The following is a 21,554-nucleotide window of genomic DNA, read 5'->3' as shown; positions in this document are numbered from 1 at the left end:
AGAAGTTTTCCAAGTTTCCTTAGTAACTTCAACCACTTGCGCTTTCGATCTCTCGTTAGCGGGAGGCGAATTCTACAGCGTTACACGCTGCTGTCAACACCTCTTTTTCAACTTCTTTTGCGCTTCGATGACCTGAAGCAGCTGACCGTCAAAACTGCGTAACTCGTTGTTTACCAAGGAGTTTTCCGTTTCGACTGCGCCGGAAGTGGGGCGAATTATAGACACCTGAGATCTGCCGTCAAGCGCTGTTTTCACAAATCTGTCATATCAGTCAAAAAAGCCCTGAAAACACAAAGGCCGGCCCAATGGGCCGGCCTTTGTCCCCTGCTTACAAGCTAGGGAATGCGAACTGCGATGCCTCATGGCTCGCCCGTTGTGGCCAGCGCTGGGTAATCGCCTTGCGGCGAGTATAGAAGCGCACACCATCCGGACCGTAGGCATGCAGGTCGCCGAACAGCGAACGCTTCCAGCCGCCAAAGCTGTGATACGCCACAGGGACCGGCAGCGGCACGTTAACGCCAACCATGCCGACTTCGATCTCGTCGCAGAATAACCGCGCCGCTTCGCCATCACGGGTGAAGATGCAAGTACCGTTGCCATACTCGTGATCGTTGATCAGCTGCATGGCTTCTTCCAGGCTGTTGACGCGGACTACGCACAACACCGGCCCGAAGATCTCTTCTTTATAGATGCGCATCTCTGGGGTGACGTGATCGAACAGGCAACCGCCCAGGAAGAAGCCTTCTTCATGACCGGATACGCTGAGGCCACGACCATCCACCACCAGTTTCGCGCCCGCAGCAACGCCGTCATCGACATAACCGCTGACCTTGTCCCGCGCCTGACCGGTCACCAGTGGCCCCATGTCCAGGCCGCAGGAAGTGCCCGCGCCAATCTTCAGCGCCTTGATCTGCGGCACCAGCTTGTCCACCAGCGCATCGGCAACCTGGTCGCCCACGCAGACGGCCACCGAAATCGCCATGCAACGCTCGCCACAGGAACCATAGGCCGCGCCCATCAGTGCGCTGACCGCATTGTCCAGGTCGGCATCGGGCATCAATACCGCGTGGTTCTTGGCGCCGCCCAGTGCCTGCACGCGCTTGCCACGCTTGGTGCCTTCGGCATAGATGTACTCGGCAATCGGCGTCGAGCCGACAAAACTCAGGGCCTTGACCTCAGGCGCCTCGATCAGCGCGTCCACTGCGGACTTGTCGCCATGCACCACGCTCATCACGCCTTTGGGCAGACCGGCTTCGAGCAACAGCTGAGCAATCAGCAGCGTGGAACTCGGATCACGCTCGGACGGCTTGAGGATGAAGCAGTTACCGCAGACGATCGCCAGCGGGTACATCCACAACGGCACCATTGCCGGGAAGTTGAACGGAGTGATACCCGCCACTACGCCCAGCGGCTGGAAGTCCGACCAGGCATCGATGTTCGGGCCGACGTTACGGCTGTACTCGCCCTTGAGGATTTCCGGAGCGGCACAGGCGAATTCCACGTTCTCGATGCCACGCTTCAGTTCGCCCGCGGCGTCTTCCAGGGTCTTGCCATGCTCTTCGCTGATCAGCTGGGAGATGCGCGCTTCGTTCTGTTCCAACAGTTGCTTGAAGCGGAACATCACCTGGGCACGTTTGGCCGGCGGCGTATTGCGCCAGGCCGGGAACGCCGCCTTGGCCGCGTCGATGGCTTGTTGAATGGTTTCGCGGCTGGCCAATGGCACCTTGTGGATGGGCTTACCGGTAGACGGGTTGAACACGTCGGCAGTGCGACCGTTATCGGTCACCAGTTCACCATTGATCAAATGCGGGATAAGGCTCATGCGGGGCTCCAGAAAATGTGTTCGCGGGCGTCTTGGGAACGCCTGCTTATATATGTAGGAGCTAGCTTGCCAGCGATGGAGGCTAACGATGACGTGGGCTGCCTGGATGACCGCGGCGCCCTCTGGTTCATCGCGAGCAAGCTCGCTCCTACAAGTGTTCGGTCAATCAGTCCCAAGTAGTGGGCCAATTAATTCAGGTACAGAGTCGATCAATCGATTTTGTTCAGCACTTCGCCGACCGCGTCGAACAGGCGGTCAAGGTCCTGCGGCTTGCTGTTGAACGTTGGGCCGAACTGCAGGGTGTCGCCGCCGAAGCGCACGTAGAACCCGGCTTTCCACAACGCCATGCCCGCTTCGAACGGACGCACGATCGCATCGCCATCACGTGGAGCGATCTGGATCGCACCGGCCAGGCCGTAGTTACGAATGTCGATGATGTTCTTGGAGCCCTTCAGGCCGTGCAGCGCGCTTTCAAAATGCGGCGCGACTTGCGCCACGCTCTGCACCAGGTTTTCCTTTTGCAGCAGGTCGAGTGCGGCCAGGCCGGCAGCGCAAGCCACCGGGTGCGCGGAATAGGTGTAGCCGTGGGGGAATTCCACCGCGTACTCAGGCGTCGCCTGGTTCATGAAGGTCTGGTAGATCTCGGAACTGGCAATGACCGCACCCATCGGGATCGCACCGTTGGTGACTTGCTTGGCGATACACATCAGGTCCGGGGTCACACCGAAGCTTTCGGCACCGAACATCGAACCGGTGCGGCCGAAACCGGTGATCACTTCGTCGAACACCAGCAGGATGTTGTGCTGGTCGCAGATCTCGCGCAGGCGCTTCAGGTAACCCTCAGGCGGCACCAGCACGCCGGCAGAACCGGCCATTGGCTCGACAAATACGGCGGCAATGTTCGAAGCGTCATGCAGTTCGATCAGCTTGAGCAGTTCATCCGCCAGGGCGATACCGCCCTCCTTTGGCATGCCACGGGAGTAGGCATTGCTGGCCAGCAGCGTGTGCGGCAGATGATCGACGTCCATCATCGCCTGACCGAACATCTTGCGGTTGCCATTCACTCCACCAAGGCTGGTGCCAGCAATGTTCACGCCGTGATAGCCGCGAGCGCGGCCGATCATCTTGGTCTTGGTGGCCTGGCCTTTCAGACGCCAGTAGGCACGAACCATCTTCACAGCAGTGTCGGCACACTCCGAACCCGAGTCGGTGAAGAACACATGGTTCAGGTTGCCCGGCGTCAGGTCGGTGATTTTCTCTGCCAGCTGGAACGACAGCGGGTGGCCGTACTGGAAGCCTGGCGAGTAGTCGAGGGTTCCCAACTGCCTGGCGACCGCTTCCTGGATTTCCTTGCGAGTGTGCCCGGCGCCACAGGTCCAGAGGCCCGACAGCGAGTCATACACCTTGCGGCCCTTGTCGTCGGTCAGCCAGCTGCCTTCGGCGGCAACGATCAGGCGCGGATCACGCTGAAAGTTGCGGTTGGCGGTGTACGGCATCCAGTGCGCATCCAGCTTGAGCTGGCTGGCCAGCGGCGACCGGGCGTTTTCGGGCATGTTCATGTGCAAAACCTCGTAGGGCAATAAGCGGCATAGAGATCAAAAGCGTTCTTGCAGCTAAATTGCCACGGAGATAAAGTCTGTGAAATCCAACTTTTCTAATGTTCAGTCGGCCCATTACTAAACTTTGAGTCATTCGCCCATGAGCACACGCCGCCCCGATCCACTGGCGCAAGTCAGCGACTTTGATATCCGCCTGCTGCGGATCTTTCGCAGCGTGGTCGAGTGCGGCGGGTTCTCCGCTGCCGAGTCGGTGCTGGGCATCGGTCGCTCGGCGATCAGCCAGCAGATGAGCGATCTGGAGCAGCGCCTGGGCTTGCGCCTGTGCCAACGCGGTCGCGCCGGTTTTTCCCTGACCGAGGAAGGCCGCGAGGTGTACCAGTCGGCGTTGCAGCTGTTGAGTGCGCTGGAAAGTTTTCGCACCGAGGTCAATGGTCTGCACCAGCATCTGCGCGGCGAATTGACGATTGGCCTGACTGATAACCTGGTCACCCTGCCCCATATGCGCATTACCCACGCCCTCGCCCAATTGAAGGAGCGCGGGCCCGACGTGCAGATTCAGATCCGTATGATCGCGCCCAACGAAGTCGAACAAGGCGTACTCGACGGTCGCCTGCATGTCGGCGTCGTGCCCCAGGCCAGCGCATTGTCGGGGCTGGAATATCAGCCGCTCTACGACGAACGCTCGCTGCTCTACTGCGCGGTCGGTCATCCGCTGTTTTATGTCGACGACAAGCAGCTCGATGATGAGCGCCTCAACAGCCAGGACGCCATCGCCCCGACCTTCCGCCTGCCCGCCGATATTCAGGCCCACTACCAGGCACTCAATTGCACCGCCAGTGCCTCGGACCGCGAAGGCATGGCGTTCCTGATCCTTACCGGGCGCTTCATCGGGTATCTACCGGACCATTACGCCAGCCTCTGGGTGCAGCAAGGCCGCCTGCGCGCGCTAAAACCCAAGGCGCGGTTTTATGACCTGAGCCTCGCATCGGTCACCCGCAAGGGCCGTCGCCCCCATTTGGTGCTGGAGAGCTTCCTGGAGAGCCTTGCCGCGACCCGGTAAAAATCCATTGAGGCATCGTAATCAAAGGGCTGGAGAGAACCTGAAGGCAAATAACCTGAGCACTTGGACAGCTTTTTGCAGGATGACACTACCGTCACCCGCTCAAGAAGAACTTCGTCCATGCAGCCAGAATCCTCCAACCCCAGCGATCTGATCTACGGCCTCAACGACCGCCCGCAACCACTGGCCGCGATCCTCGCCGCCCTGCAACACGTGCTCGCCAGTTTCGTCGGCATCATCACCCCGCCGCTGGTCATTGGCTCGGCCCTGGGCTTGACCGCCCATTTGCCGTACCTGATCAGCATGGCGCTGATGGTGTCGGGCGTCGGGACCTTCATCCAGGCTCGCAGGCCTTTCGGCATCGGTGCCGGGATGATCTGCCTGCAGGGCACCAGTTTTGCTTTTTTGGGGGCGGTGTTGTCGGCCGGGTTTCTGGTCAAGCAACGGGGTGGCAGCCCGGAGGACATCCTCGCCATGATCTTCGGAGTGTGTTTCTTCGGCGCGGTGGTCCAGGTGGTCCTGAGCCGCTTCATCGGCCAATTGCGCCGTGTGGTCACGCCACTGGTCACCGGTATCGTGATCACGCTGATCGGCATCAGCCTGATCAAGGTTGGCATCACTGACCTGGGTGGCGGTTTCAACGCCACGGACTTCGGCGCCCCGGGCAATCTGGCCCTGGGAGTATTCGTCTTGCTGACGATCATCCTGCTCAACCGTTCGAACACGCCCTGGGTCCGACTGTCGGCAATCATCATTGGCCTGGTGCTGGGCAGCCTCGCTGCATGGTTCAGTGGCAAACTGGTGCCGCAGCCCTTGCCCGACATGCCCCTGGTCAGCCTGCCCCTTCCTTTCAAGTTCGGCTTCAGCTTCGACTGGAGCGCCTTCCTGCCTGTCGCCCTGATCTATCTGATCAGCACCATCGAAACCGTTGGCGACCTGACGGCCAACTGCATGCTCGCGCGCCAGCCGATCAGCGGGCCGTCCTACATCAACAGGCTCAAGGGTGGTGTCCTGGGCGATGGCGTCAGCTGCCTGATTGCCGCGACGTTCAGCGCATTCCCCAACACCACGTTCGCGCAGAACAACGGCGTGATCCAGTTGACTGGCGTAGCCAGCCGCTACGTCGGGTTGTACATCGGCGCCGTGTTGTTTTGTCTGGGTCTGTTTCCGTTGATTGGTGCAGTGCTGCAGCAAATCCCCAAACCGGTACTCGGTGGCGCGACCCTGGTGATGTTCGGCAGCGTCGCGGCAGCCGGCGTGCGCATTCTCGCCCAAGCACCGCTGGACCGGCGCAGCATGTTGATCATTGCCACTTCCTTCGGCGTGGGCCTGGGCATTGCCGCGCAGCCCAACCTGTTGCACCTGATGCCAAAACTGGTACAAAACCTGTTCGACTCGGCCATCACCAGCGGCGGGCTGACCGCCATCCTGATGTGCCTGCTGCTGCCGGAAGCAAAATCCGTCGCGCAGGCTGACGCTGCCCTGCCCAAAAGCGAGCCGATCAAGCAGCTGTAAGGCTTTTATCAAGACAGGACTTGTCGGATACCCGTGGGTGCGCTATCAACGCTCTGGCTGCACCCACCTACCTGTTCGGAAGTGACTATGACCTTTGAAGTCCCTGCTCACGGCGACAAACCCGCCAGCCGCATTCGTCAGAAGAACGAAGAGGCGATCATCAAAGCCGCCGAAGACGAGTTCGCCCGTCACGGGTTCAAAGGCACGAGCATGAACACCATCGCCCTGAATGCTGGCTTGCCCAAGGCGAATCTGCATTATTACTTCACCAACAAACTGGGTTTGTACGTGGCGGTGCTGAGTAACATCATCGAGTTGTGGGACAGCACTTTCAACACCCTGACAGCCGAAGACGAGCCCGCTGAGGCGCTGACGCGGTATATTCGCGCCAAGATGGAATTCTCCCGGCGCCAGCCCCAGGCTTCGCGGATTTTCGCGATGGAAGTGATCAGTGGCGGCGAGTGCCTGACCGAGTATTTCAACCAGGATTATCGCGCCTGGTTCCAGGGACGGGCGGCGGTGTTCCAGGCGTGGATCGACGCCGGCAAGATGGACCCGGTAGATCCGGTCAACCTGATCTTCCTGCTGTGGGGCAGCACCCAGCACTACGCTGACTTCTCCACCCAGATCTGCCGCGTAACCGGCCGTAGCAAGTTGACCAGGCAGGACATGGAAGACGCCGGCAACAACCTGATCCGCATCATCCTCAAGGGCTGCGGCGTGACGCCTGCTATTTAAGACACCCCACTTAAGATCACTATGCCTTATACCCTCAGCGAGCTTTGCGAGTATCGCGAAGAGATTCGCAAAAGCCGCTTCATCACCCTGGCCGCTCCCATCAGCAGCCCGGCAGACGCCCAGGCGTTCATCGAGCAGCACAGCGACCTGAACGCCACGCACAACTGCTGGGCGTGGAAACTCGGCGATCAGTACCGCAGCACCGACGACGGCGAACCCGGCGGCACGGCCGGCCGGCCGATTCTGGCGGCAATCGATGCCCAGGATTGTGATCAGGTGGTAGTCCTGGTGATTCGCTGGTACGGCGGCATTCAACTCGGCACCGGCGGCCTTGCACGGGCTTACGGCGGTGGCGCCAACAAATGCCTGCAGGCGGCGGCAAAAATCGAACTGATCAGCCGCGTGCCCGTGAGCTGCGCGTGCGGCTTCGCCGAGCTGGCCCTGGTGAAGATTCGGGTGGCGGAATTAGGCGGGCTGGTGGTGCAGGAGACGTTTACCGGCAATGGGGTGGATTTGCAGCTGGCGGTGGGTGAGCGTCAGATCGATGCGCTGCAGTCGTTGTTGGCGGATCTGAGTCGTGGGCGGATAGTGTTGGAGCGCTAAGATCAAAAGATCGCAGCCTTCGGCAGCTCCTACGTAAAGCGCCACCTTGCAGGAGCATGCTTGCCGGACGCCTGCGGATTTGCTTGGCGCCGCAATCCAATGGGCACCCCGATCCCGTAGGAGCTGCCGAAGGCTGCGATCTTTTAGGGCATCACCCAATTTCCCGACGACCACTAATTGCCCACATCTACTGTGCACCCGCCTGTGGATAACCTGAGCACATACGGCTGTAACCCTTCTGTCATGCGGCTTTGCGGGCTTTGTTCATTTTTCGTCCAATGCTGCTGATAACACCTGCAAATTCTCATTAAAACAATCAGTTAGCCCTGTTTATGTCCTTTAGAAGAAAGCAAAGCAGCGCTTATGCCCGGTGTTCGCGCTTGCGCACAAATACTGTGGAGCAATCTGTGGATAACCCGTTCACTCCTGTCGCGACCCCAGATACTGCATGGGTTGCGGCCGACTGATCGATTTTTAACCAAATGTTCCTGCGCGAAATCACAGCGTCACCAAGGGCTCTGCCCCTTGTTGGTGCCCGGATCGGCAGGCGCTGCCGACCGCGCATTGGCTTGACGGCCTGTGATTCAGGATTATTTGAGTTTTCCTGACTCAATGGCCAGGAAATTGCTTTATCCACAGGCATAACTTCAATCGACCGAGCCTGTCATGTCTATCCAAGCGCCGAGCCCTGATCGAACACCGCGTCTGCAACTGCGCAGAATCACCAAGCGCTACCCCGGTTGCCTGGCCAACGACGCCATCGACCTGACCATCGCACCTGGCGAGATCCATGCCTTGCTGGGTGAGAACGGTGCTGGAAAAAGCACCCTGATGAAGATCATCTACGGCGTTAGCCAGGCCGACGCCGGGGAAATGATCTGGCAGGGGCAGCCGGTGGTCATGCGCAACCCGGGGCAGGCTCGCGAGCTGGGGATCGGCATGGTGTTCCAGCACTTCTCGCTGTTCGAAACCCTCAGCGTGGCGCAGAACATTGCCCTGGCAATGGGCGCCGCCGCCGGCACGCCGAAACAGCTCGAACCGAAAATTCGTGAAGTGTCACGCCGTTATGGCATGGCCCTGGAGCCGGAACGCCTGGTTCACAGCCTGTCGATCGGCGAGCGCCAGCGGGTGGAGATCATTCGCTGCCTGATGCAGGACATCAAACTGCTGATTCTCGATGAACCGACTTCAGTGCTGACGCCCCAGGAAGCCGACGATTTGTTCATGACTTTGCGGCGACTGGCCGCCGAAGGTTGCAGCATTCTGTTTATCAGCCACAAGCTCGGCGAAGTTCGCGCCCTGTGCCACAGCGCCACGGTGTTGCGCGGCGGTCGAGTAGCCGGGCACTGCGTTCCGGCGCAATGCTCGGACCCGCAACTCGCACGGCTGATGGTCGGGGAAGCTGCCGAGCTGATGACCGATTACCCGAAAGCGCAAGGTGGCGAGGTCTTCCTGGACGTGAGCGCCCTGTCGTGGGCCAACCCGGATCCGTTTGGCTGCTCGCTCAAAGACCTCGACCTTGCCGTGCGCTGCGGTGAAATCGTCGGTATCGCCGGGGTTGCGGGTAATGGCCAGGATGAATTGCTGGCCTTGCTCAGCGGTGAGAAACGTCTGCCCCACAGAGACCGCAACATCATCCGTTTCAGCGCAAAACCCGTCGCCCATCTGCGCCCCGATGTACGGCGCAAACTCGGCCTGGCCTTTGTCCCCGCCGAGCGCCTGGGCCATGGCGCAGTGCCGGACCTGAGCTTGGCCGACAATGCCCTGCTGACCGCCTTCCAGCAGGGACTGGTGAGCAACGGCCTGATCCAGCGCAGGAAGGTCAAAGCCCTGGCTGAAGAGATCATTCGCCGCTTCGGCGTCAAGACACCTGATACCCAGACCCCGGCGCGCAGCCTGTCCGGCGGCAACCTGCAAAAATTTATCCTCGGCCGGGAAATCCTGCAGCAACCAAAGCTGTTGGTGGCTGCACACCCTACCTGGGGCGTCGACGTGGGTGCGGCGGCGGTCATCCACCGGGCGCTGATCACCTTACGCGATGCCGGCGCAGCGATCCTGGTGATCTCCGAGGATCTCGACGAATTGTTCCAGATCAGCGACCGCCTCGGCGCGCTCTGCGGTGGTCGACTGTCGCCCCTGAGGGCCACCGTCGACACTCGCCTGATCGATGTCGGCGGCTGGATGGCTGGCCAGTTCGACGCTTCCTGCTCACCCGCACCGGCGACGGTATAACGGAGTCTTTCATGCTGCTTTCTCTCGAACCCCGTGGCCGCCAATCGCGCCTGATGTTGTGGTGCTCGCCGTTACTGGCGGCAGTCCTCACGCTGGCCTGCGGCTCGTTGTTATTTATCGCACTGGGGCATGACCCGCTCCTGACCCTGCACACGCTACTGATCGCCCCCGTGAGCGATTTGTATGGGGTCTCCGAATTGCTGGTCAAGGCGCTGCCAATCCTGCTCTGCGCCCTGGGCCTGGCAGTGGCGTACCAGGCGCGAATCTGGAACATCGGCGCCGAAGGCCAACTGCTCCTCGGCGCGTTGGCCGGCAGTGCCCTGGCAGTGAACATCATTGATATGCAGAGTCGTTGGGCACTGGCGCTGATCCTGCTCACCGGTACCCTGGCCGGTGCCGCCTGGGCCGGGCTGACGGCGTGGCTGCGCACGCGCTTCAACGCCAACGAAATTCTCACCAGCATCATGCTCAATTACATCGCCCTCAACCTGTTGCTGTTCTGCGTGCACGGGCCGCTCAAGGACCCGGCAGGCTTCAATTTCCCCGAGTCGGCGATGTTTGGCGACGCCAGCCGCCTGCCGCTGTTGATGGAGGATGGCCGGGTTCACGCCGGTGTGTACTTCGCCCTGCTGGCCTTGGTGACCGTGTGGGTGCTGCTGCAAAAAAGCTTCGTCGGCTTCCAGATAAAAGTCCTTGGGCTGGACACCCGCGCGGCCGGTTTTGTCGGCTTTCGTGAGAAGCGTCTGATCTGGCTGGCACTGTTGATCAGCGGCGGCTTGGCCGGGCTGGCTGGCGTTTGCGAAGTCACCGGGCCGATCGGCCAACTGGTGCCGCAGGTCTCGCCGGGGTACGGCTACGCGGCGATCACCGTGGCTTTTCTCGGGCGCCTGAATCCGCTGGGCATTCTGTTTGCCAGCCTGCTGATGGCCCTGCTGTACATCGGCGGCGAGAGCGCACAAATGAGCATGAATCTGCCGCAGGCGATCACGCAGCTGTTCCAGGGGATGATGCTGTTTTTCCTGCTCGCCAGTGATGTGCTGATTCTCTACCGACCGCGCCTGAACCTGCGCTGGGCCCGTCGCGCCCCAGCCACCGCCGCACACGCTGGAGCCTTGTGATGGACATCGACCTGCTGAGCAATATTTTCTACGCCATGATCCGCTGCGGCACGCCGTTGCTGCTGGTGGCGCTGGGCGAGCTGATCTGCGAGAAGAGCGGCGTACTCAACCTGGGCCAGGAAGGGATGATGCTGTTTGGCGCGGTGATCGGTTTTATCGTCGCACTCAACAGCGGCAACCTGTGGCTCGGAGTGGTGCTGGCGATGCTCGCCGGGATGCTGCTGTCATCACTGTTCGCCTTGGTCGCTCTGGTTTTCAACGCCAACCAGGTAGCCACCGGGCTGGCGCTGACGATATTCGGCGTGGGCCTATCGACCTTTGTCGGCGCGGCGTGGGTGGGTAAACCCCTGGCCGGATTCGAGCCGGTGGCGATTCCGTATCTCAGCGAGATTCCACTGATCGGGCGCATGCTGTTCGCCCAGGACCTGCTGGTATACCTGTCCTTTGTGTTGTTTGGCCTGGTGGCGTGGGTGATTGTGAAAAGTCGCGTGGGTCTGATCATTCAGGCCGTAGGCGAAAACCCCGACGCGGCCAGCGCCATGGGGCTGCCGGTACTGGGCGTGCGCACCCTGGCAGTGTTGTTCGGCGGGGCGATGGCCGGGCTAGCCGGGGCATACCTGTCGCTGGCCTACACGCCGATGTGGGCCGAGAACATGAGCGCCGGACGCGGCTGGATTGCCTTGGCGCTGGTGGTGTTTGCCAGCTGGAGGGTGTGGCGCCTGTTGCTGGGCGCCTATCTGTTCGGTCTCGCCAGCATCCTGCACCTGGTGGCGCAGGGGTTGGGGCTGGCGATTCCGTCGAGCCTGCTGGCGATGCTGCCGTATGTCGCGACCATCGTGGTGCTGGTGCTGCTGTCCCGGGATGCAGTGCGCACTCGGTTGTATGCGCCGGTGTCGTTGGGGCAGCCTTGGCAGGCTGGGCGTTAGGGGTGACTGTCAGGCCCTCATCGCGGGCCAGCCCGCTCCCACAGGGTTTGGTGCCGACCGATAATATCGAGTTCAACTCGGCCATTGTGGGAGCGGGCTGGCCCGCGATGGGGCGCTCACAGGCAACACCTGGACAATGCCCCACGCCAATTCAAACACCAGGAACACCACCAGCAACGAGCTTCCCCCCTGCAGCAGGGCATTGAGCTGCCAGGCCGCAAACAAAAACCGCCCCGCCGTCAATCCGGACGGTGCCGTCACTCAATTGCTGCAAGACAAGCTCAAACTGATCGAGGCGCGCATGGTAGAACTTGGCGAATTGCGTCATCAGTTGCAACAACGACTCGGCCAGCGTTGTCCATTAAATCCGTGATCCTCATTCATCAAGGAAGCCACTCATGTCCAAGGCAAAAACTGCACTCATCATCGGCGCCTCCCGGGGCCTCGGGCTAGGCCTGGTGAAAACCCTGCTGGCCGATGGCTGGCAGGTCACTGCCACCGTGCGCAACCCGCAGAACGCCGAAGCCTTGCAGGCCCTGGGCAATGTGCGCATCGAAAAACTCGACATGGACGATCAGCAAGCCGTGATTGCCCTGAGCCAGAAGCTCAAGGGTGAAGTGTTCGATCTGTTGTTCGTCAACGCCGGGGTCAAGGGCCCGGACGTGCAAACGCCCGGTGGCGCTACGCTGGCCGAAGTCGGGCAACTGTTCTTCACCAACGCGGTAGCACCGATCAACCTGGCGCAACGATTTGCCGCACAGATCCAGCCCGACAGCGGCGTGCTGGCGTTCATGAGTTCGGTGCTGGGCAGCGTGACCATGCCGGACGCGCCTGAGCTGGCCTTGTACAAAGCCAGTAAAGCCGCGCTCAACTCCATGACCAACAGCTTTGTCACGCAATTGGGCGAGCAGAAACTCACGGTGTTGTCGCTGCATCCGGGCTGGGTGAAAACGGACATGGGCGGTGAAGGTGCCGACATCGACGTGCAGACCAGCACCCGCGGGCTGGTGGATCAGGTCAATGCGTACGCCGGCAAGGGTGGGCATCATTTCGTTAACTACAAAGGCGAAACCATTCCCTGGTAAGCACTTCCTTTGGTCACGGGCCGGCTCTCCAGGAGCCGGCTTGCATACGATGGCATCTGCTCGGTATTACTGAAACACCGAGGCGCCTGCATCGCCAGCAAGCGGGCTCCTGCAAAGGGTACGGGCAGCCCCACGAGGAGTGAGCGCCAGCGTCCGGTCGGGCCGGGCTTGCTCACCAAGCGGTTTTGTTTGAAACTGCGCACCTCGTCCCCGCGGCGACCCTGGATCAGCAGACAGGGTAATCACTGAGCTGGCTAACCTGAACCCAACTTTCAGAGGAGCCGGCCAACATGCCTGCGACCCGTACCTGGTTAAAAAATCCCCTCGCCATTTTCACTGCCAATGAGCTCGACGCCCGTGGTGGCCTGGTGGTGCAAGACGGTGTGATCGTAGAAGTGCTCGGCGCTGGCCAGCAACCGGCCACCCCCTGCGATCAAGTCTTCGATGCCCGCGAACATGTGATCCTGCCGGGGCTGATCAACACCCACCACCACTTCTATCAGACCCTGACCCGCGCCTGGGCGCCGGTGGTCAACCAACCGCTGTTTCCGTGGCTGAAAACCCTCTATCCGGTATGGGCACGCCTCACTCCGGAAAAACTCGCTTTAGCCACCAAAGTAGCCCTCGCCGAATTACTGCTGTCCGGTTGCACCACGGCTGCGGATCACCACTACCTGTTCCCCGAAGGCCTGGAAAACGCCATCGACGTGCAAGTCGAGAGCGTGCGTGAACTGGGCATGCGCGCCATGCTCACCCGCGGTTCCATGAGCCTTGGGGAAAAAGACGGTGGCTTGCCGCCGCAACAGACCGTACAGCAAGGCGAAGTGATACTCGACGACAGCCAGCGACTGATCGCCGCTTACCACGAACGCGGCGACGGCGCGCAAATCCAGATCGCCCTGGCGCCCTGCTCGCCGTTTTCGGTGACGCCGCAGATCATGTCCGCCAGCGCCGAACTGGCGAACAAACTCGACGTGCGTCTGCACACCCACCTGGCCGAGACCCTGGACGAAGAAGACTTCTGCCTGCAACGCTTCGGCCTGCGTACCGTCGACTATCTGGACAGTGTCGGCTGGCTCGGCCCGCGCACCTGGCTGGCCCATGGCATTCACTTCAACCCGGATGAAATCGCCCGCCTGGGCGCGGCAGGCACCGGGATCTGTCATTGCCCGAGCTCAAACATGCGCCTGGCCTCGGGCATTTGCCCAACCCTGGAACTGACCGCTGCCGGCGCATTGCTCGGCCTGGGTGTGGACGGCTCGGCCTCCAATGATGCGTCGAACATGATGCTGGAAACCCGCCAGGCCCTTTACATTCAGCGCCTGCGCTACGGTGCCGAGAAGATCACTCCGGAACTGGTGCTGGGCTGGGCGACGAAGGGTTCGGCGAGTTTGCTGGGACGTACCGACATCGGCGAACTGGCGGTGGGCAAGCAGGCCGACCTGGCGCTGTTCAAGCTGGATGAACTGCGTTTCTCCGGCAGCCATGATCCGGTGTCGGCCCTGCTGCTATGCGGCGCGGATCGCGCGGATCGGGTGATGATCGGCGGCAAATGGCGGGTGATTGACGGGCAGGTGGAAGGGCTGGACCTGAAGGGCTTGATAGCGGATCACAGCCAGGCGGCCCGGCAGTTGATTGCCGGCGTCTGACGCCACACCCATGAAAAACTGTGGGGGCGAGCCTGCTCGCGATGGCGGCTTGTCAGCCGACATCAAAAGGGTCTGAAATACTGCTATCGCGAGCAGGCTCACTCCCACAGTTGATTGCTGTGAGGTCTCAAAGGCCCAGCAGCGACAACATGATGAACGTCGCGAACAGCACAAAGTGCGTCATCCCTTCGATGGCATTCGTCTCGCCATCGTTGAGGTTGATGGCGCTGACGATCAGCGTGAGGAAGATCATCACCGTCTGCACCGGGGTCATCGCCATCTGGAATGGCTGGCCGGTGTAGAGCGCCATGGCCTCCATCACCGGTACGGTGAGGATCACCGTCGACAACGACGCGCCCATGGCGATGTTGACCACCGACTGCATGCGATTGGCCAGTGCCGCCCGCAGTGCGGTCAGGATCTCCGGCGCGGCGGAAATCGCCGCCACCAGGATTGCCGTGATCACTGGCGGTGCTCCGGTTCCTTCAAGGCCCAGGTCCAGGGTCTTGGACATCACCTCGGCCAGCGCGCCAATCACTACCACCCCAAACACCAGCGTACCGATGGAAACGGCCAGGCTCACAGGCGCGGGTCCTGTTTCTGCCGGCTCCTTGCGACGGCGTTTTTCCGGGTAGCTGTAGCTGAAAAAGTAACTGTGCGGCCCGACCTGCATGCGCAGGAATAACGCATACAGCACCACCATCGCGCCAATGGTGAAGCCCGAATAAATCTTCCAGTTGGCCTCGGGAATAAACTCCGGAACCACCATCGACACGCCCATGGCGGTCAGGATCATCACGCTGTAGCTGCGCGCCGAATCGTCGTTGTAGGACTGCTCGCCATGCTTGATCCCGCCCATTAACGCAGCCAGGCCGAGGATGCCGTTGATGTCGAGCATGACCGCCGAGTAGATCGTGTCACGCACCAACGTAGGCGAGGCTTCGTTGCTCATCATGATCGCCAGGATCACCACTTCCACCAGCACGGCGGCCAGCGTCAGGATCATGGTCCCGTAGGGATCGCCGACTTTTTCCGCGAGCAACTCAGCGTGATGCGCGACTCGCATGGAAGCGACGACGATGAATGCGATCAGCACCAGCCCACCGGTCAGCGCTACCGCCTGGCCACTGTTGAGCAGCCAGTGTTCAAGTGGATAAGCGACAAATGCGGCGATCAGGGCCAGCAGCAGAAACTTTTCTTGCTTGAGGAGTGTGAGCATTGCGGGCCTTTTACCGAATGAAGCGCAGTTGATGTGATGAGCTACTGACTACGGTGCGGCGCTAACGTTTCGTTACACCTTAGCGCACCAGCGGATGGCGCGGGTTCGGTCACGTGCACCGGGTTGGTCCTGGTGAATCAAAAGATCGCAGCCTTCGGCGGCTCCTGCAGAACAATGCGGACCGTGCACGAGCTGCCGAAGGCTGCGATTTTTTGATTTTGTTGTCCTGTTGGTCAGCAATTTGCATTGCCCACTGCCAACCTCACAACAACATGGAGTTTCAATTCATGCACAACCGCCCGTTGAAGAAACTGCTTTGCGCCGTCGCCGCAGCCATCGGTTTGAGCGCCAGCCTGACCGCCACGGCCGCCGAACCGCTGAAAGTCGGTTTCGTCTACATCGGCCCGATCGGTGACCACGGCTGGACGTATCAGCATGAACAGGGACGCAAGGCACTGGCCGAAAAGTTCGGCGACCAGATCACCACCAACTATGTGGAAAACGTCCCCGAAGGCGCCGACGCCGAACGGGTGATCCGCAACATGGCCAAGGACAAATACGACCTGATCTTCAGCACGTCCTTCGGCTACATGAACCCGACCCTGAAGGTGGCAAAGCAATTTCCCAAAGTGACCTTCGAACATGCCACGGGCTACAAGCAGGACAAGAACCTCGGCACGTACCTGGCGCGCACTTATGAGGGGCGCTATGTCGGCGGCTTCCTCGCGGCCAAAATGACCAAGAGCAAAAAAATCGGCTACGTCGCGTCCTTCCCGATCCCGGAAGTGATCCGCGACATCAACGCCATCCAGCTGGCACTGAACAAGTACAACCCCGGCACCGAGATCAAGGTGGTGTGGGTCAACTCCTGGTTCGATCCGGGCAAGGAAGCCGACGCCGCCAATGCGCTGATCGATCAGGGCGTGGACGTGGTATTCCAGCACACCGACAGCCCGGCACCGATCCAGGCTGCCGAACGCCGCGGCGTGTATGCCGTAGGCTACGCTTCGGACATGGCACATTTCGGTCCCAAAGCCGTGCTCACCTCTATCGTCAACGACTGGGCCCCGCACTACATCCAGGCGACGCAGAGCGTGCTGGATCACTCGTGGAAGTCCCAGGATTACTGGGGCGGCCTGAAGGAAGGTACCGTTGAGCTGCCAATCAGCGACCTGGTGCCCGCGCCGGTGAAAGCCCAGGCCGAGCAGATCATCGCCGACATCAAGAGCGGTGCGTTCCACCCGTTCACCGGGCCGATCAAGGACCAGGCCGGTGCCGAGAAAATCCCGGCGGGCGTGACGGCGACCAATGCCGAACTGGCTTCGATGAATTACTACGTGGAAGGCATGAAGGCTGACATACCGAAGTAACTCGCCTGGGTTGAACCACTGTCCTTCCTGGGGGAGCGAGCCTGCTCGCGATGGCGCAACTACATTCAACATCAATGCTGAATGCCCTGGCCTCATCGCGAGCAGGCTCACTCCCACACTATCTCTCCGATGTTCCGCACACGGCGCACTCTTCAGGACTATCGCATGAACAGCCTTCCCATCATCGACATCGCCCCGCTCTACAGCGACGACCAGGTCGCCTGGGCGGCCGTGGCCAGCCAAATCGACCGCGCCTGCCGCGAATGGGGCTTTTTCTATATCAAGGGTCACCCGATCAGTTCGACGCGCATCGAAGAAGTACTAGCCCAGGCCAAGGATTTCTTCGCCCAGCCCAGCGCGACAAAACTGCAGATCGACATCACCCAGACCCGCCACCACCGCGGTTATGGCGCAATCGCCACGGAACAACTCGACCCATCGAAACCCAGCGACCTGAAAGAAACCTTCGACATGGGCCTGCACCTGCCGGCCGACCACCCCGAAGTGCTGGCCGAAAAACCGCTGCGCGGTCCCAATCGCCACCCGTCGATACCCGGCTGGGAAACCCTGATGGAGCAGCATTACATCGACATGCAAGCCCTTGCCCAGACCTTGCTGAGGGCCATGACCCTGGCGCTGGACATCGATCCCGATTTCTTCGACTCGCGCTTCAGCCAGCCCGTCAGCGTGCTGCGCATGATCCATTATCCGCCACGCCACACCGCCAGCTCGGAAGAACAACAAGGTGCCGGCGCCCATACCGATTACGGCTGCATCACCCTGCTTTACCAGGATGCCGCCGGCGGCCTGCAGGTGCGTAACGTCAAGGGCGAGTGGATCGACGCTCCACCCATCGAAGGTACCTTCGTGGTCAACCTCGGCGACATGATGGCGCGCTGGAGCAACGACCGTTATCTGTCGACGCCCCACCGGGTGATCAGCCCGCTGGGCGTGGACCGATACTCGATGCCGTTCTTCGCCGAACCGCACCCCGACACCCGGATTGAATGCCTGCCCGGCTGCCAGGACGAGCACCATCCGGCGAAGTACCCGACCACCACCTGCGCCGAGTTTCTGCTCTCGCGATTCGCCGACACCTATGCCTATCGCCGCGAGCCCCAGGCAGGGTGATGAACCACCTGGTCAGGTTTTACCAATGGTGGCCGCGAGCATCTGTAGAATGCTCGTCATCTGCACCTGATGAGAAAAGAATATGTACGACTGGCTGAACGCCCTGCCCAAGGCAGAACTGCACCTGCACCTCGAGGGTTCGCTGGAGCCCGAGCTGCTGTTCGCCCTGGCCGAACGCAACAAGATCGCCCTGCCGTGGAGCGATGTGGAAACCCTGCGCAAGGCGTACGCCTTCAACAATCTGCAAGAGTTTCTGGACCTGTATTATCAGGGCGCTGACGTGTTGCGCACCTCTCAGGATTTCTACGACCTGACCTGGGCTTACCTCTTGCGCTGCAAGGCGCAGAACGTGATTCACACCGAACCGTTCTTCGATCCGCAAACCCACACCGATCGTGGCATTCCTTTTGAAGTGGTGCTCAATGGCATCGCCGCCGCGTTGAAAGATGGCGAGCAGCAACTGGGCATCACCAGTGGTTTGATCCTGAGTTTCCTGCGCCACCTGAGCGAAGACGAGGCGCAGAAAACCCTGGATCAAGCCCTGCCGTTTCGCGATGCGTTTGTCGCGGTAGGCCTGGACAGCTCGGAGATGGGTCACCCGCCGAGCAAGTTTCAACGAGTGTTCGACCGGGCTCGCCACGAAGGTTTCCTGACCGTCGCCCACGCGGGTGAGGAAGGTCCGCCGGAGTACATCTGGGAAGCCATCGACCTGCTGAAAATCCAGCGCATCGACCATGGCGTGCGCGCCATCGAAGACGAGCGGCTGATGCAGCGAATCATTGACGAGCAGATTCCGCTGACCGTCTGCCCGCTGTCCAACACCAAGCTTTGCGTCTTCGATCACATGTCCCAGCACAACATCCTGGACATGCTGGAGCGCGGAGTGAAGGTCACAGTGAACTCCGATGACCCGGCGTACTTCGGCGGCTATGTGACGGAGAACTTCCATGCCCTGCACACCCATTTGGGCATGACCCAGGATCAGGCCAAGCGGCTGGCGCAGAACAGCCTGGATGCGCGGCTGGTCAAGCCGTAAACACCCTGCACCGCCATCGCGGGCAAGCCTTGCTCCCACAGGTGTCATACCTGTGAGAACAGGGTTTGTGATTGCATGAACAGCCCCCACCCAAGCTTGGGGGGGATCGCTATTTTCGAGCAATTAGTGCCTTGCTTCTGATAAACCGGGAAATTGCCCGCTCAATTGCGCGCATCGACTGGCGAGCATTTCCCGTAAAAGGTTCACAGGCTTACTCAATTGTGCGCGATGAGCGCACAACAAATTCAGAGAAGCGCGCTCGCCCGTCAGTTCCGGCATGAGGATTTTCAAGCGGCCAGCCAGGACATCTGCGGCAACATCCAGCCAGGATTTATAGGCAATGCCTGCCCCCGCCACGGCCCACAAACGCACCACGTCGGCATCGTCGCTGAAGCGATCACCGCTGACTGTCAGGCCGACTTCGCGCTTGCCGTCATGGAAACTCCAATGGTCGTGAACGCGGCTGCCAAGCATGTACAGCAGGCAATTGTGCTGGGCCAGTTGCTCGAGTTGCCGAGGCTCGCCATGGCTGGCCAGGTAGCTCGGCGCTGCACACAGCACGCGGCGGTTTTGCGGGGCAATGGGCAGCGCCACCAGGCTTGAGTCCTCCGGTTCACCGTAGCGCAAGGCGATATCCACCGGCTGGCGGAACAGGTCGGCAATGCGGTCACCCAGCAGCAGGCGCACCGTGAGCTTGGGGTGCTCGCGCTGAAAATCGTCCAGCCAGGGCAGCAACACATTGCGGCCGAAGTCCGATGGTGCCGACAGCTGCAACACTCCGCTGACCTGATCCTGCCCACTGGCCAGCAGGCGGCGCCCTTCTTCTATATTGCTCAACGCCGCCCGGGCGTATTCGAGGAAACCTTCGCCCTCGGCGGTCAGGCGCAGGCTGCGGGTTGAACGGGCCAGCAATCGCGCGCCGAGCTGGTGTTCGATGCGCTTCAACGCCGCGCTGGCCACGGCGGCTGACATGTCCATGCCCCGGGCGGCCGCCGACAGGCTCCCCAGGTCGGCAGCCCGGACGAATAATTGCAGGTCATCAAAACGCAGCATGTGCGGCCTATTATCAAAAAAATATTGAAAGAGACTGCTCTTTTAGCGGGTTTTATCTTCGGTAGAAATAGCTAATCATCTGCCCATCGAAATCATCCCGACTCCTGGAGTGCTCCATGAAAGCCATTGCTTACTACGCGTCCCTGCCGATCAGCGACAAAAACGCCCTGCAAGACATCGAGCTGCCCGAAACAGTCGCCGGCCCGCGGGACCTGTTGGTCGAAGTCAAAGCGATTTCGGTCAACCCGGTGGACACCAAGGTCCGACAAAACGTCCAGCCACAAGACGGCGAGGCGAAGGTCCTGGGTTGGGACGTGGCGGGCGTGGTCAAGGCGGTCGGCAGCGAAGTGACACTGTTCAAGGCCGGTGACAAGGTGTTCTACGCCGGCTCTATCGCCCGTGCGGGCGGCAACAGCGAAATGCACGTGGTCGATGAGCGCATCGTCGGCCACATGCCGAAAACCCTCGGCTTTGCCGAAGCTGCGGCCCTGCCACTGACCGCGATCACCGCATGGGAACTGCTGTTCGAGCGCCTGCAGGTGCGCGAAGGCCAAGCCGCCGAGGGCCAGAGCCTGTTGATCGTTGGCGCGGCCGGGGGCGTCGGTTCGATCCTCACCCAACTGGCCAGCCAGTTGACCGGGCTTCAGGTCATAGGCACTGCGTCGCGCCCGCAAACCCAAGCCTGGGTACGTGAGCTGGGCGCAGACCTGGTGATCGATCACAGCCAGCCGCTCAGCGAAGCTCTCAAGCGCGCGGGCGTGGAACAGGTGACCCACGTTGCCAGCCTGACCCAGACTGACCAGCATCTGGATCAACTGGTCGAGGCCCTGGCACCCCAGGGCAAACTGGCGCTGATCGACGACCCAAAGGCGCTGGACATCACCAAACTCAAGCGCAAGAGCCTGTCGCTGCACTGGGAGTTCATGTACACGCGCTCGTTGTTCGAAACCGCCGACATGATCGAACAACACAGACTGTTGAACCGCGTGGCCGATCTGATCGACGCCGGGACGCTGAAAACCACGGTGGGCGAACACTTCGGCACCATCAACGCGGCGAACCTGCGACGCGCCCATGAGTTGCTGGAAAGCGGCAAGGCCAAAGGCAAGATTGTCCTGGAAGGCTTCTAGAACAGCGGTGACGGTGTCGTGCGCACAGGGCCGACACCGTCAGTCAGAGAGTTGACCTTTGTCACAACTACGCCCTGGATCGGGTCTACAATCGTGGCCTCTGCAAGGCAAATCTTTTACTTATAGGAGGTCAGCAATGAAGATCCTGATAAAAGAAGTGGCCCGTTCCCAGTGGCAGGTCCGCCTGGACCAACACGCCGTGACATTCCGCAGCGAAGCCGAAGCGCGCGCCTTCACCCGAACACTGGAAGCGCGGCTGCAGGCGCCTCACCATTTTCCCGACCAGCAGCGCGCTGCTGGCTGACCTG

The 21,554-nt window shown here is 60.8% G+C and carries 18 protein-coding genes and 1 pseudogene; 15 read left to right on the top strand and 4 right to left on the bottom strand.

What is annotated here, in order from left to right; genetic code table 11:
* Window positions 1-328: 328 nt before the first annotated feature.
* Together UB23_RS04840 and UB23_RS04835 are read right to left on the bottom strand one after the other, a co-directional pair.
* Entirely contained in the window at window positions 329-1,822 is a 1,494-nt protein-coding gene (locus UB23_RS04840; RefSeq protein ID WP_045058197.1) for a CoA-acylating methylmalonate-semialdehyde dehydrogenase, read from the bottom strand.
* Between the two features lie 209 nt (window positions 1,823-2,031).
* A complete protein-coding gene (locus UB23_RS04835) occupies window positions 2,032-3,381 on the bottom strand; it encodes an aspartate aminotransferase family protein (RefSeq protein ID WP_045058196.1) in 1,350 nt (449 codons plus the stop codon).
* Window positions 3,382-3,520: 139 nt separating this feature from the next.
* Here UB23_RS04835 and UB23_RS04830 point away from each other — a divergent pair, with 139 nt between their 5' ends.
* The 10 genes and pseudogenes from UB23_RS04830 to UB23_RS04785 all read left to right on the top strand — a co-directional run bounded on the left by UB23_RS04830 (window position 3,521) and on the right by UB23_RS04785 (window position 14,307).
* Complete coding sequence (locus UB23_RS04830) at window positions 3,521-4,441, top strand: LysR family transcriptional regulator (protein ID WP_045058195.1); 921 nt, start codon at window positions 3,521-3,523, stop codon at window positions 4,439-4,441.
* A gap of 120 nt (window positions 4,442-4,561) precedes the next feature.
* Window positions 4,562-5,956 (top strand): uracil-xanthine permease family protein, encoded by a 1,395-nt coding sequence (locus tag UB23_RS04825; RefSeq protein WP_045058194.1) that lies wholly within the window; start codon window positions 4,562-4,564, stop codon window positions 5,954-5,956.
* Window positions 5,957-6,043: 87 nt separating this feature from the next.
* On the top strand, window positions 6,044-6,694 hold the full coding sequence (locus UB23_RS04820; protein ID WP_045058193.1) for a TetR/AcrR family transcriptional regulator: 651 nt from the start codon (window positions 6,044-6,046) through the stop codon (window positions 6,692-6,694).
* Between the two features lie 21 nt (window positions 6,695-6,715).
* A complete protein-coding gene (locus UB23_RS04815) occupies window positions 6,716-7,297 on the top strand; it encodes an IMPACT family protein (RefSeq protein WP_045058192.1) in 582 nt (193 codons plus the stop codon).
* 672 nt (window positions 7,298-7,969) lie between these two features.
* Complete coding sequence (locus UB23_RS04810; RefSeq protein ID WP_442963618.1) at window positions 7,970-9,529, top strand: ABC transporter ATP-binding protein; 1,560 nt, start codon at window positions 7,970-7,972, stop codon at window positions 9,527-9,529.
* Window positions 9,530-9,540: 11 nt separating this feature from the next.
* Window positions 9,541-10,647, top strand: a complete 1,107-nt coding sequence (locus tag UB23_RS04805; protein ID WP_045058190.1) for an ABC transporter permease — start codon at window positions 9,541-9,543, stop codon at window positions 10,645-10,647.
* Window positions 10,647-11,573: an ABC transporter permease gene (locus UB23_RS04800; RefSeq protein ID WP_045058189.1), complete on the top strand. Its 927-nt coding sequence runs from the start codon at window positions 10,647-10,649 to the stop codon at window positions 11,571-11,573. The genes UB23_RS04805 and UB23_RS04800 overlap by 1 nt, the downstream gene beginning before the upstream one ends.
* Window positions 11,574-11,814: 241 nt before the next feature.
* A pseudogene (locus tag UB23_RS30125) lies at window positions 11,815-11,946 on the top strand (MerR family transcriptional regulator); the annotation flags it as partial.
* A gap of 25 nt (window positions 11,947-11,971) precedes the next feature.
* Window positions 11,972-12,658: an SDR family oxidoreductase gene (locus tag UB23_RS04790; protein WP_045058187.1), complete on the top strand. Its 687-nt coding sequence runs from the start codon at window positions 11,972-11,974 to the stop codon at window positions 12,656-12,658.
* A 290-nt stretch (window positions 12,659-12,948) separates the two neighbouring features.
* Complete coding sequence (locus UB23_RS04785; protein ID WP_045058186.1) at window positions 12,949-14,307, top strand: 8-oxoguanine deaminase; 1,359 nt, start codon at window positions 12,949-12,951, stop codon at window positions 14,305-14,307.
* A 127-nt stretch (window positions 14,308-14,434) separates the two neighbouring features.
* Here the strand turns inward: UB23_RS04785 and UB23_RS04780 are convergent, their stop codons facing one another.
* Complete coding sequence (locus UB23_RS04780) at window positions 14,435-15,526, bottom strand: calcium:proton antiporter (protein WP_045058185.1); 1,092 nt, start codon at window positions 15,524-15,526, stop codon at window positions 14,435-14,437.
* 287 nt (window positions 15,527-15,813) lie between these two features.
* On the opposite strand from UB23_RS04780, the gene UB23_RS04775 reads away from it, so the two are divergent.
* The 3 genes from UB23_RS04775 (at window position 15,814) to UB23_RS04765 (ending at window position 19,063) form a co-directional block, all read left to right on the top strand.
* Complete coding sequence (locus UB23_RS04775; protein WP_045058184.1) at window positions 15,814-16,896, top strand: BMP family ABC transporter substrate-binding protein; 1,083 nt, start codon at window positions 15,814-15,816, stop codon at window positions 16,894-16,896.
* 165 nt (window positions 16,897-17,061) lie between these two features.
* A complete protein-coding gene (locus tag UB23_RS04770) occupies window positions 17,062-18,027 on the top strand; it encodes an isopenicillin N synthase family dioxygenase (protein WP_045058183.1) in 966 nt (321 codons plus the stop codon).
* Between the two features lie 82 nt (window positions 18,028-18,109).
* The gene (locus UB23_RS04765) at window positions 18,110-19,063 is read left to right on the top strand and encodes an adenosine deaminase (protein WP_045058182.1); all 954 of its coding nucleotides are present in this window, start codon (window positions 18,110-18,112) and stop codon (window positions 19,061-19,063) included.
* A gap of 123 nt (window positions 19,064-19,186) precedes the next feature.
* On the opposite strand, the gene UB23_RS04760 is transcribed toward UB23_RS04765, so the two are convergent.
* Window positions 19,187-20,116: a LysR family transcriptional regulator gene (locus tag UB23_RS04760; RefSeq protein ID WP_045058181.1), complete on the bottom strand. Its 930-nt coding sequence runs from the start codon at window positions 20,114-20,116 to the stop codon at window positions 19,187-19,189.
* Between the two features lie 116 nt (window positions 20,117-20,232).
* Between UB23_RS04760 and UB23_RS04755 the strand changes: the two genes are divergently transcribed.
* Window positions 20,233-21,246, top strand: coding sequence for a zinc-binding alcohol dehydrogenase family protein (locus tag UB23_RS04755; RefSeq protein ID WP_045058180.1), 1,014 nt, complete (start codon window positions 20,233-20,235; stop codon window positions 21,244-21,246).
* 136 nt (window positions 21,247-21,382) lie between these two features.
* Window positions 21,383-21,550 (top strand): hypothetical protein, encoded by a 168-nt coding sequence (locus UB23_RS29870; RefSeq protein ID WP_177328532.1) that lies wholly within the window; start codon window positions 21,383-21,385, stop codon window positions 21,548-21,550.
* Window positions 21,551-21,554 lie beyond the last annotated feature (4 nt).

Origin of the sequence: Pseudomonas sp. ES3-33 (assembly GCF_000952175.1) — a bacterium.
GTDB classification, from domain to species: domain Bacteria; phylum Pseudomonadota; class Gammaproteobacteria; order Pseudomonadales; family Pseudomonadaceae; genus Aquipseudomonas; species Aquipseudomonas gregormendelii.
The sequence above is the reverse complement of the archived record's forward strand: the minus strand, read 5'-3'. Positions and strand labels throughout refer to the sequence as shown.

Coding starts and splice junctions, on each gene's coding strand:
- UB23_RS04800 (WP_045058189.1), top strand. CDS start 10,647: ATGGACATCGACCTGCTGAGCAATATTTTCTACGCCATGATCCGCTGC.
- UB23_RS04775 (WP_045058184.1), top strand. CDS start 15,814: ATGCACAACCGCCCGTTGAAGAAACTGCTTTGCGCCGTCGCCGCAGCC.
- UB23_RS04830 (WP_045058195.1), top strand. CDS start 3,521: ATGAGCACACGCCGCCCCGATCCACTGGCGCAAGTCAGCGACTTTGAT.
- UB23_RS04785 (WP_045058186.1), top strand. CDS start 12,949: ATGCCTGCGACCCGTACCTGGTTAAAAAATCCCCTCGCCATTTTCACT.
- UB23_RS04790 (WP_045058187.1), top strand. CDS start 11,972: ATGTCCAAGGCAAAAACTGCACTCATCATCGGCGCCTCCCGGGGCCTC.
- UB23_RS04840 (WP_045058197.1), bottom strand. CDS start 1,822: ATGAGCCTTATCCCGCATTTGATCAATGGTGAACTGGTGACCGATAAC.
- UB23_RS04760 (WP_045058181.1), bottom strand. CDS start 20,116: ATGCTGCGTTTTGATGACCTGCAATTATTCGTCCGGGCTGCCGACCTG.
- UB23_RS04805 (WP_045058190.1), top strand. CDS start 9,541: ATGCTGCTTTCTCTCGAACCCCGTGGCCGCCAATCGCGCCTGATGTTG.
- UB23_RS04755 (WP_045058180.1), top strand. CDS start 20,233: ATGAAAGCCATTGCTTACTACGCGTCCCTGCCGATCAGCGACAAAAAC.
- UB23_RS04765 (WP_045058182.1), top strand. CDS start 18,110: ATGTACGACTGGCTGAACGCCCTGCCCAAGGCAGAACTGCACCTGCAC.
- UB23_RS04820 (WP_045058193.1), top strand. CDS start 6,044: ATGACCTTTGAAGTCCCTGCTCACGGCGACAAACCCGCCAGCCGCATT.
- UB23_RS04815 (WP_045058192.1), top strand. CDS start 6,716: ATGCCTTATACCCTCAGCGAGCTTTGCGAGTATCGCGAAGAGATTCGC.
- UB23_RS29870 (WP_177328532.1), top strand. CDS start 21,383: ATGAAGATCCTGATAAAAGAAGTGGCCCGTTCCCAGTGGCAGGTCCGC.
- UB23_RS04770 (WP_045058183.1), top strand. CDS start 17,062: ATGAACAGCCTTCCCATCATCGACATCGCCCCGCTCTACAGCGACGAC.
- UB23_RS04835 (WP_045058196.1), bottom strand. CDS start 3,381: ATGAACATGCCCGAAAACGCCCGGTCGCCGCTGGCCAGCCAGCTCAAG.
- UB23_RS04825 (WP_045058194.1), top strand. CDS start 4,562: ATGCAGCCAGAATCCTCCAACCCCAGCGATCTGATCTACGGCCTCAAC.
- UB23_RS04780 (WP_045058185.1), bottom strand. CDS start 15,526: ATGCTCACACTCCTCAAGCAAGAAAAGTTTCTGCTGCTGGCCCTGATC.